Here is a 10,918-nt window from a genome sequence, read left to right as displayed (position 1 = left end):
TGGGTCATGTGTCGTCTCTTTTTGCATAGGATAAAGAAATGACACAGAATTCTGAACACTACCTTTTGAAAGCGTCAGAGCGATGGACGCGCCCGGTACAAAACTGGAATTTGACGCTGTCGCAGTTGTCGATTCATTTTGAGGGGCGTTTAGACGCTCACATCGACCTGTGACTGGCTGACACAGAATTTTGAACACCCTCCAGACATCAAGCAAATCACATAAAATTGCTATTAACACACAACACAACATATTAAGCATCAGTACAATTCGCCTTGTATAAAGCAACCAATATTCCTTCCGAATCATATAAAACACAGTCAGTTCATTCTCCTCGCAGCGCTAATCTTTGCCAGCACAGTGACTCACGCTGATACTCAGTGGGGCTCAAGGCACCTCTGAATAACTCTGCACAGCTCTGCGCGAATGTGGCAGGCGTTCAGAACAAGGCGGTGATGTTATGGAAGCCTGCAGCCTGCGCCCTGCGGTGAGCGCCAGAGAACTCCAGCTCTGTGTCGCCGATTTTTACTGTAGCTGGCTAGAGCGGCAAACCGGCTTCGTGACCTGGAGCCCTCTGGCGATCCAGAGTGGGTACTGAATCATTCAGAGGTGCCTTAATATCGAGCACATCGACTATTCAGAGGTATATACGATAATCCTAAAACGCTACGTCGACGATGTGAGCGAACTCGTAGAATATGCAAAAAACTCATATTCCGACGACGAGGACGAAAAGGCATCATCATCGGCTTGTTAGCGGGTGCTGGGTTCCAGTTCAACGCCAGTGATGCGCTGTCAGCGCATGTGGACTACAACCGCATTTTCGCCAACAGAAGCTATCGCCGAGACCTCTTCTCTAGCGGTGCAAATTACAGCTTTTGATCGTTTCCTCAGTTACCAAATTGATAACTGCCGACGGCCTAGGGAGATCGGCAGTTCTTTCCTTCCCCTACTCTCTTCCCTATTTGCTACTCATTGCCTAGCCCAAACACAACTGCTCATTTTTGCCAATTTTCCTGCCGCAAACCGTCATGGCTGTTTGCCTAGTGCTTGTAGACACTGAAGGGGTATACCAACAACAAGAGAGTGCGCATGGACTTTAACAACGTTCCTGCCGTCGTCACCGGCGGTGCTTCTGGTTTAGGTGAAGGCACGGTACGTGCCCTAGCGGCTAAGGGCTGCAAGGTCGCCATATTGGATTTAAATGAAGAGCGCGGTCGCCAGATAGCAGAAGAAATCAACGGTTTGTACCTGCACTGCGATATCGCTTCAGCTGACAGCGTTGAAGCTGCCTTTGCTGCTGCGCGTGAGGCTCACGGCGCCTGTGGCATTGCCGTTAATTGTGCCGGTATTGCACCAGCGAAAAAGATTCTCGATCGCGACGGCCAGCCGATGCCGCTGGATGCCTTTAGCCAGGTGATTAACGTCAACTTAATTGGCAGCTTTAACGTGCTGCGCGTGGCCGCTGCCGATATGGCCTGCCGCGAAGCCAATGCCGATGGCGAGCGCGGCATTATCATTATGACTGCCTCCATCGCCGCCTACGAAGGCCAGATTGGTCAATCTGCTTACACCGCGTCTAAGGGAGGTGTGGTCGCCATGACGCTGCAGTCGGCGCGTGAACTGGCGCGCCAAGGCATTCGAGTCAACACCATTGCTCCAGGTATTTTTATGACGCCGATGATGGCGGGCATGCCGCAGGAGGTTCAGGACAGCCTAGCCGCCACCCTGCCATTTCCACAGCGTCTGGGCCAGCCACAGGAGTTTGGTTTGATGGTGAAACAAATGGTGGAAAATCCCGTGTTAAACGGCGAAGTCGTACGCCTCGATTGCGCTCTGCGCATGGCACCCAAATAAGGAGGCAGCATGAGTATTTGGATGCAAGAACCTCAGGAGCAGGTGCTGTTCCGCGATAACGTGGTGAAGCTATTGGAAGCGGAAATCGCCCCACACTACGAACAATGGGAACAGCAAGGCATTGTGCCACGACAACTATGGCAATCACTGGGCGAGGCCGGCCTTCTGTGTGTGGATGTGCCGGAGGAATACGGCGGCTGTGGCGTTCCCTTTGATTATTCTGTGGTGGTGGGCGCAGAAATGGCGCGCTTAGGCTTTGGTGCTCTGGCCACCAATGTCATGGTGCACTCGGATATTGTGGCGCCTTATCTCACGCATTTGGCCAGCGAAGAGCAAAAGCAGCAGTGGCTGCCCAAAATGGTCACTGGTGAAGCCGTTGGCGCCATCGCCATGACCGAGCCAGGTGCTGGCAGCGATTTACAAGCGCTGCGCACCAGCGCCCGCAAAGATGGCGACAGTTACGTATTAAATGGCTCAAAAACCTTTATTACCAACGGTCAGCACGCCGATATGGTGATTGTGGCTGCCAAAACCGACCCTGACGCCGGCGCCAAAGGCGTGAGTTTATTTTTGGTCGACACCTCTCTGCCAGGCTACAGCCGTGGTCGCAATCTGGAAAAAATCGGTCAGCACTGCGGCGACACATCCGAGCTGTTTTTTGATGATTTGCGCGTGCCCGCCTCCGCCTTGCTGGGCGAAGAAGGCATGGGCTTTGTGTATTTAATGCAAGAGCTGGCACGTGAGCGCTTGGTCATCGGCGCCCTAGCGGTCGCCGCGGCACGCGGTTGCATCGAGCAAACCATTGATTATGTTACCGAGCGCAAATTGTTCGGCCAACGCTTGGCGGATTTGCAAAACACCCGCTTTAAATTGGCTGAAATGGAAACCGAGGTGCGCATTCACCAAGCATTTATTGACCAGTGCATCAGCCAATACAACCATCAACAACTCGATAGCGCCACGGCTTCGATGGCCAAGTACAGCGCCACCGAAATGCAATTTCGTGTGGCCGATGGTTGTCTACAGCTGTTTGGCGGTTATGGCTACACCAGCGAATATCCTATTTCCCGTGCCTTTGTTGATGCCCGCGTACAACGTATTTATGGCGGCGCATCTGAGGTAATGAAAGAACTGATTGCCCGCTCTTTGCTGGGCAAAGCCGGAGGTAAATCATGACTGCAAATGACGTTTTTATTGCGGGCGCGGCACGCACCCCAATGGGCGGTTTGTTAGGCTCACTCAGCAGTGTTAGCAGCCCCCAACTGGGCAGTGTGGCCATTAAAGCCGCCATCGAGCGCTCCGGTTTAACCCCGGCCGATATTAACGAAGTCATCATGGGCTGCGTATTGCCCGCCGGTTTAGGTCAGGCACCGGCGCGTCAAGCCTCACGCGGTGCCGGCGTCCCTGACAGCAGTGGCTGCAGCACGGTCAATAAAATGTGCGGCTCAGGTATGCAAGCGGTGATTTTGGCCCATGATCAAATCAAAGCCGGCACCAACGGCATTATGGTGGCCGGCGGCATGGAAAACATGAGCCAAGCGCCCTATTTACTGCCCAAAGCCCGCGCCGGTTTGCGCATGGGCCATGGTGAAGTGAAAGACTCGATGTTTTTAGACGGCCTAGAAGATGCCTACGAAGGCGGCCTGATGGGCGTATTTGCCCAGCGCAGTGCCGACGACTACAACATCAGCCGTGAGGCCATGGACGAGTTTGCCCTGCGCTCACTCAGCCGCGCCCAAGCAGCCATTGAGCACGGCTACTTTAACGATGAAATTGTCAGTGTCACGGTCAGCGGCCGCAAGGGCGACGTCGAAGTCAGCATCGACGAACAGCCAGGCAATGCTCAGCCAGATAAAATTCCACATTTGAAGCCGGCGTTTAAAAAAGACGGCAGCGTCACCGCCGCCAATGCCAGCTCCATCAGCGACGGTGCCTCGGCCTTAGTGCTCACCAGCCGCGCAGAATCCGATGCGCACGGTTTAAAGCCACTGGCGCGTATCGTCGCTCATGCTACCCATGCGCAATTACCAGCCGAGTTTACCCTGGCCCCCATTGGCGCCATCAATAAAGTCTTGGCTTGTGCCGGCTGGAGCAAAGACGACGTGGATTTATTTGAAATCAACGAAGCCTTTGCCGTGGTGAGCTTGTTGGCGATGCAAGAGTTGAAACTCGATGCGGCTAAGGTCAATGTACACGGCGGCGCCTGCGCCCTGGGTCACCCCATTGGCTCCTCCGGTTCGCGCATTATTGTGACCTTAATTAACGCATTAAAGCAGCGCGGCCTGAGCAAAGGCGTGGCGTCTTTGTGCATCGGTGGCGGTGAGGCCACAGCGGTCGCGATTGAGGTTCTTTGAGCGGCCATGCTCGGATACGGCCCATCAGCAGCGTCCCCTGCGCCTGCTGGTGGGCCGATTTATTCATTCGGCTCAGCCAAATATTTTTTTACCCCTCATGCTGGCGGTAGGCCAGAGGGCTGACCCCCGTCCAACCCTTAAATGCGCGCGAAAAGGCGCCCGGCTCGGCAAAACCCAATTCACTCGAGATTTCAGCAATGCTGAGATTTTGTCGCGTCAGCATGATCACCGCTTGGTCTCGACGTAAATTATCTTTGATTTTCTGATACGCACTGCCTTCTGCTTTTAACTTACGGCACAAGGTATAAGAGGTCATGTGCAGCTGCCCAGCAACTTGCTCTAATGTCGGCAAGCGGGTGCTGTCGCAACTTTCTAATAAGCGTCGCACACGCGTAGTAAAGCTGTCGTCTTCAGCGCTCCATATCATTAAATTACGCGGCGAGCTTTGCACAAACTGATCCAGCTCTTGCTCTGAGCGCACCACCGGCATGGTCAGTAGATTTTTACTAAAAAACAGGCTATTACGTGGCTGATCGAAATAGCAGCGACAAGGGTAAACAAACTGATATTCATCAAAGTGTGGCGGCAGAGGGTGCTGAAAAGTCGCCTTGCTCAGTACAATTTTATGATCGATTAACCAGCCACAAAAGCGATGCCACACCAGCAACAGCCATTCCACCAAAAAGTTATCTGGGTCCAACTGTGGCTGACGGTGCGTCAGGCTTAACTCAACATACTCATCGTGCTCAAATACTGCGATTTGCACATCGTCAGAGAACAAGTCGTAGCAGCGCATAATTTGTTGCAGCACTTCCTGCAAATTATTGGCATGCACGGCCAACGAGCCCATTAAATGGAAGTGCCCCACCCGACACGAACGCTGGGTTCGCCCCATAAACTCATCATCCAGGGTACGCCAGACGAGGCGAAATAAGCTGACAAACTGATCGGCTGGGATGCGGGCCAGCGGTTCACGTATCAGACCATAGTCGATAGCACGCGCCGCCAACAGCGCGCGCCAATCACTACGGCGTTGCTCGAGTCCATACAGCGCAGCCCGCGCGTAGTGGGAGGAGAAGGTCAAATGTTTCATGGCGACTCACTCGTTAGCTGCAAAAGTTGTCAAGTTATCTGCGCAATCCTGTCATTCTGTCGCCACTGAGCAATGACATAGCATGACGACAGATCACAAAAACAACAAGGTAGACGCACAATGCAAACGTCCTGCTATAACGCCTTTGTCGAAAATTTTTCCGTTGACGATATTGTCGCGCAGTTCCATGGCAATTACACCGACGGCATCAATGTCTGCACAGAAATCTGCGACCGTCATGCCAACGATCCGGCCAAGGTAGCATTGCGCTATGAGCGCATTGATGGCAGCAGTGGCGAGCTGACCTTTGCTCAGCTGCAGCAGCAATCTGCCCGCTTCGCCAACTTTCTCCATCGCCAGGGCATCGGCCGCGGCGATCGAGTGGCGTGCTTGCTACCACGCACCCCAGAGTTATTGATCTGTGTGTTAGGAACCTTGCGAGCTGGGGCAGTATACCAGCCTTTGTTTACTGCGTTTGGACCTGGCGCCATTGAGTACCGAGTACAAAAAGCCAGCACCAAACTGGTTATCAGTAACGCTGAGCACTGGCACAAATTGGACGGCGTTAAAGGCCTACCGGCGACTATGCTGGTCGGCACGGGGGACCTTCAAGGCCCAGAGCCAATGTTCAACTTTGAGCAGCAATTAGAGGCTCAGTCACCCGAGTTCGAGCCGGTGTTACTCGATGCTGAAGCGCCTTTTCTGCAAATGTTTACTTCAGGCACCACCGGCAAACCCAAAGGCGTTGCCGTGCCTACCAAAGCTTTGATGGCGTTTTATATGTACATGAAGTACGCCGTCGGCTTACGTGAAGACGATCGCTTCTGGAATGTTGCCGACCCAGGCTGGGCCTATGGTTTGTATTATGCCATTGTCGGGCCACTGTTGATGGGGGCGACTACACACTTTAATGAGGCCAGCTTTAGCGCGGATAATACCTTTGAGTTTTTGCGCAAATATAAAATTAATAACTTAGCGGCAGCACCGACTGCGTACCGTTTATTAATGGCCAATGATGACGTGTTAGATAACTACCCAGGCATTGACATTCGCGTCGCCAGCAGTGCCGGCGAGCCGCTCAACCCAGAGGTCGCCAACTGGGCCAAACGCCGCTTGGGTTGTGATTTATGCGATCAATACGGTCAGACCGAAACCGGCATGACGTCGGCCAACTTCCATCAGCTGCAACATACTCATCGCGATGCCAGCATGGGCTATCAAATTCCTGGCTATCGCTTGGTAGCACTTGATCTGCAGGGCAATGAAGTTGGCCCGGGCGAGAGCGGCGAGTTGGCCGTGGACATGGAGAACTCACCGCTGTTTTTCTTCCAGGGCTACACCTGGGATGAAAAAAAGCCCTACTCAGGCAAGTATTACCTAACCGGCGACATGGTGGTTAGCAATGGCGATGGCTCGCACAGCTACACTGGCCGCGACGATGACATTATCGCCTCTGCCGGCTATCGCATTGGCCCAGCGGAAGTAGAAAGTGCATTAATTGAACACGAGGCTGTGATCGAAAGCGCGGTGGTGGGTAAGCCAGATGAAAAGCGTGGCGCCATTGTTAAAGCCTACGTGGTGGTGCGCCCCAACTATGAAACGGATGACGCACTGGTGGAAGAGTTGCAACAGCATGTGCGCAATAATTTATCGATGCACTCCTACCCCCGCGAAATTGAGTTCGTTGACGAGTTGCCCAAAACTTCTAGCGGTAAAATTCAACGCTTTGTATTGCGCCAACAAGCGGCAGCGGAAACCAACGCAACGCCGTCCACTCAACCCGCCTAATTGCCACACAATTGCAGCTTTGCAGTTATCCTCTTGCCAGCCACGAAAACCGTGGCTGGACTTTTTCCCAGCCAACCGCTGTTTGCGTTTTTGACCATGGCACAGCCCTCTACCGCAATCAGGCAAGCTCTGCCACACTGTAACTTGGTGGCAAACTTGGGGAGCTTTCATGCGTTGGGTGCATTGTCTGTTGTGTTGTTGTCTGGCCTTACCTGCCTGGGCGCAGCCTAAAACCGAGGTCATCACCATTGTGCGTGACGATGCCCAATACCCTCCCCTGGAATACCTGCAAGACGGTGAACTGACAGGCTTGCACATTGAGCTTGTGACGGCGGTGGCTCAACAACTGGGTATGAAAATAGAGTGGATTCAAGCACCTTGGCGCCGCGCTTTGTTAATGGTGCAAACCGGTGAAGCCGATGCCATTACCTACATCGCCAATACGCCGGAGCGCCGGCAGTGGGCCATTTACGAGCCTGACAATGTTCTTTCTTCGGGCGCCTTTTCGTTCCTTACCCACAAGGATTTTGCCGACAGCATAAAAAGCAGTCATGACATCAATACACTGCTGGCCAATTACGACTTGCTGGTCGTCTCTGGCTTTAATATTCCCAAAGTGGTGCGCGATGCAAAGCCCAAGCTGTTCGCGGCGCCCAAGCTGGACAATTTGGTCAAAATGATCGCCACCAAGCGCCATAAGCTGGCGCTGGTGAGCCAAGGCGCGTATCTCGGCAAATATGCCGATACCCAAGCCAGTGCATCATTGCACTTGGTCGAACCGGCCATTTATAGCTTTGCAAACTACATCGCTTTTTCACGCAATAACCAGCGCCCTGACCTTGCCCAAGATTTCGCCCGGGAAATGGCCAAATTTAAGCAGACCGATGCCTACCAAACGCTCGTCGAGCGGTTTTCCGAGTAGCTAAGAAACCTACGCGCTACGCCAGCCACAAAGTTCGTGGCTGGCATCTTGCTCAACAAGCTGGCAGTAAAAGGCGTCCAACTTCTACGCTATTGCCCTCGCTTAGGCGGGTTCAGCCTCCAGGGTGGGATAATCGATGTATCCCTTTTCGCCCGGCACATAAAAGGTATTGGGGTCGGCTTCGTTGAGTGGCGCATCTAAGCGAAAGCGCTCCACCAAATCTGGGTTAGAAATAAACGGTACACCAAAAGTAACGGCATCAAATTGGTTGTTTGCGATGCCCTGATTGGCTTCGTCACGGCTGTAGCCCATGTTGGTCACTAAATTGCCTTGATAGATCTCACGCGCCGCCGACACCACATCGGCTTGTTGCACGCCTGCAAAGTCCGCGCGCATTAAATGCCAGAACGCCAAATCCAATTGGCTAAACTGCTGCGCCAAATAACGTGTCATGCCGACGGGGTCACTGTCTTGCATGCTGTTAAAGCTGTTCAATGGCGACGTTCTAACGCCAACGCGCTGACTGCCCCACACACCGATCACGGCTTCTAGCACTTCTAGCAACAGGCGTGCGCGGTTTTCAATCGGGCCGCCATAAGGGCCACTGCGGTGATTGCTGCCGTCGCGTAAAAAGTTGTCTAACAAATAGCCATTTGCGCCGTGTAGTTCGATGCCGTCAAAGCCGGCCTCCTTGGCGTTTTCAGCGGCCTGACGAAAGCCTTCAATGATGGCGGGCAGTTCGTCATCGGCCAGCTCTCTTGGCACCGTATAAGGCTGTTTGCCGCTGGGCGTGTGCACCTCACCGTCGATGGCTATGGCACTCGCTGCAACGGCCGTTTTGCCACCGTTCAAAGCCGGATGGCTGGCACGACCACCGTGCCAAAGCTGCAATGCAATTTGACCACCCGCCTGATGCACGGCGTCCGTTACTTTGCGCCAGCCGGCAATTTGCTCAGCATTGTAAATACCGGGTTCTTGCATAAATGCCGACGTTTCTGGCAACACCATGGTCGCCTCGGCGATGATTAACCCTGCACTGGCACGCTGGGCGTAATACTGCGCCATTAACTCGCCAGGCACATGGTCAACACCCGACCTCACTCGGGTAAGAGGCGCCATCCATATACGATTTTTGAGTTGCAGTTGACCTGCGGTGATTGGGGTAAAGATGTCAGTTGCTGTGTTCATGATTGATCTCTCTTAGCTGGGAATCCGAACTCTAGAATCCACGAGCCGTTTGAACAATAAAGAACGACTACAACGCATTGTGCCGCCAATAAAACAAAGCTCCCCCTTGAATTAGCGATTAAAGCGCCCATCCGCCTCTTCGCCTGAGCATGCCGTGTCTGCAACGGCTCACAGGCAAAGCAGAGCAGACACGGCGCTGGCCCTCACAGTGTTTGGTGAGGTCCAAATACCTCATAGTGAATGCGCTGGGCCTCTACCCCCAAGGCACGCAACTGCCGGCAAATTGATGCCATAAAGGCCGTCGGACCACAGAGATACACTTGTGCATGCGCCAAAGGTAAGTCATCTACCGCCAAGTGTGATAGTTCCATCATGCCTTGATAAATGCGCCCTGCACGGATGGCTGCAGGATCGTCGGCATTCTGTCGATACCAGGTGTACAGATTTACATCTGACTCGCGGGCCAGATCTTGATGCGAGCGGCGAAAGCTGTGCTGAGCCGGATGCTCACAAGCGTGCAAAAAAAACACGGGACGCTGGGGTTGATGCTCAGCAACGTACTCCAGCATGGACTGCATGGGCGTAATGCCAACGCCTGCCGACACCAAAATTAAGGGGGCGGCCGAGTCATCGAGAAAAAAGTCACCGGCCGGCGCGTGCAACGTCACCTGCTCGCCTAAGCGCAGATCGTCATGCAGGTAGTTGGATACCCGCCCTGGGATATCCCCCATTTCACGTTTCACCGAAATTTGATAACCATGCGACAGCGGCTTGGATGACAACGAATACTGACGTATTTCACGGTATTCTAAGCCCTTAGGCTGCACTTCAATGCCAATGTATTGGCCTGGTTGGTAATCAACCACGGGAGCGCCATCGACCGGCTCAAACATCAGGCTTTTTACCAACTCAGATTCGATGCGTTTTTCCACCAAAATAAACTCACGCGGCCCAGACCAGCCGCCCAGCCGTTGCTCATTTTGTTGATAAATAGCTTTTTCGCGGCCAATAAATAAGCCGGCCAGTTGCTGGTAAGCCAGCACCCAAGCTTTTTCAACTTCGGGCGTAAACTGCTGGGGCAAAAGCTCGCGCAACGTCTCGATCAGATGATGGCCAACAATGGGGTAATGCTCGGCACGAACATTCAAGCTGCTGTGCTTATGGGCAATGCGCTCCACCATGTCGGCTAGAACCTCAGGGGTATCCAAATGTTTGGCATAGGCTGCGATAGCAGAAAACAGTGCAAATGATTGCCGCCCGGAGTGCTGGTGACTCATATTAAACACATGCTGTAACTGCGGGTGATGGCGAAATAAACGCTGATAAAAATGTTCGGTCAAGGTTGTGCCAGCCGTTTCCAGCAAGGGCACGGTGCTTTTAACAATATCAATATGGTCTTGGGAGAGCATTAGCAGTTGTCCTGACGGTTGTCCTGAAAGGCAGTTGAGATACCAGCAAAACGATTCAATGCGACCACGCGCATGATGTAGCCAAACTTCACCAGAGTGGCAAACACCAAGGTGCTGATGTGCGCCAAAATCTGTAGCGGCAAAGACAGCCAATGGGCCAAGGGATAGCTGAGCATTATCGACACAAGGGCTAACACAACACCCACTATCATGCTCCAGTTGCCGGCCACGAGCAGGCAGTGAAACTGTTTTGCATAGCTGATGCTGGGGCGCTGACCGCCAAGATGAAGGTGTGAATACATAAATC

General features: G+C 53.2%; 10 protein-coding genes. 6 read left to right on the top strand and 4 right to left on the bottom strand.

Features of this window, described 5'->3' with window-relative positions:
* Nucleotides 1-38: 38 nt before the first annotated feature.
* The 4 genes from IE090_RS17970 (at nt 39) to IE090_RS17420 (ending at nt 4,211) form a co-directional block, all read left to right on the top strand.
* Nucleotides 39-173, top strand: a complete 135-nt coding sequence (locus IE090_RS17970) for a hypothetical protein (protein WP_268247129.1) — start codon at nt 39-41, stop codon at nt 171-173.
* Between the two features lie 919 nt (nt 174-1,092).
* Nucleotides 1,093-1,857, top strand: a complete 765-nt coding sequence (locus IE090_RS17430) for an SDR family NAD(P)-dependent oxidoreductase (protein WP_189390401.1) — start codon at nt 1,093-1,095, stop codon at nt 1,855-1,857.
* Nucleotides 1,858-1,878: 21 nt separating this feature from the next.
* Entirely contained in the window at nt 1,879-3,033 is a 1,155-nt protein-coding gene (locus IE090_RS17425) for an acyl-CoA dehydrogenase family protein (RefSeq protein ID WP_373296428.1), read from the top strand.
* Nucleotides 3,030-4,211, top strand: a complete 1,182-nt coding sequence (locus tag IE090_RS17420; RefSeq protein ID WP_189390399.1) for a thiolase family protein — start codon at nt 3,030-3,032, stop codon at nt 4,209-4,211. The genes IE090_RS17425 and IE090_RS17420 overlap by 4 nt, the downstream gene beginning before the upstream one ends.
* 88 nt (nt 4,212-4,299) lie before the next feature.
* On the opposite strand, the gene IE090_RS17415 is transcribed toward IE090_RS17420, so the two are convergent.
* Complete coding sequence (locus IE090_RS17415; protein ID WP_189390398.1) at nt 4,300-5,304, bottom strand: AraC family transcriptional regulator; 1,005 nt, start codon at nt 5,302-5,304, stop codon at nt 4,300-4,302.
* 120 nt (nt 5,305-5,424) lie between these two features.
* Between IE090_RS17415 and IE090_RS17410 the strand changes: the two genes are divergently transcribed.
* Both IE090_RS17410 and IE090_RS17405 read left to right on the top strand, forming a co-directional pair.
* Entirely contained in the window at nt 5,425-7,092 is a 1,668-nt protein-coding gene (locus IE090_RS17410; protein ID WP_189390397.1) for an AMP-binding protein, read from the top strand.
* A gap of 169 nt (nt 7,093-7,261) precedes the next feature.
* Complete coding sequence (locus tag IE090_RS17405; RefSeq protein WP_189390396.1) at nt 7,262-8,014, top strand: substrate-binding periplasmic protein; 753 nt, start codon at nt 7,262-7,264, stop codon at nt 8,012-8,014.
* A gap of 102 nt (nt 8,015-8,116) precedes the next feature.
* Here IE090_RS17405 and IE090_RS17400 read toward each other — a convergent pair whose 3' ends face one another.
* The 3 genes from IE090_RS17400 to IE090_RS17390 all read right to left on the bottom strand — a co-directional run bounded on the left by IE090_RS17400 (nt 8,117) and on the right by IE090_RS17390 (nt 10,787).
* Nucleotides 8,117-9,202, bottom strand: coding sequence for an alkene reductase (locus IE090_RS17400; RefSeq protein WP_189390395.1), 1,086 nt, complete (start codon nt 9,200-9,202; stop codon nt 8,117-8,119).
* Nucleotides 9,203-9,405: 203 nt separating this feature from the next.
* A complete protein-coding gene (hmpA, locus tag IE090_RS17395) occupies nt 9,406-10,611 on the bottom strand; it encodes an NO-inducible flavohemoprotein (RefSeq protein WP_189390394.1) in 1,206 nt (401 codons plus the stop codon).
* A complete protein-coding gene (locus IE090_RS17390; RefSeq protein ID WP_189390393.1) occupies nt 10,611-10,787 on the bottom strand; it encodes a hypothetical protein in 177 nt (58 codons plus the stop codon). The genes hmpA and IE090_RS17390 overlap by 1 nt, the downstream gene beginning before the upstream one ends.
* Nucleotides 10,788-10,918 lie beyond the last annotated feature (131 nt).

Origin of the sequence: Bacterioplanes sanyensis (assembly GCF_014652515.1) — a bacterium.
In the GTDB taxonomy this organism is placed as follows: Bacteria; Pseudomonadota; Gammaproteobacteria; order Pseudomonadales; family Oceanobacteraceae; genus Bacterioplanes; species Bacterioplanes sanyensis.
The sequence above is the reverse complement of the archived record's forward strand: the minus strand, read 5'-3'. Positions and strand labels throughout refer to the sequence as shown.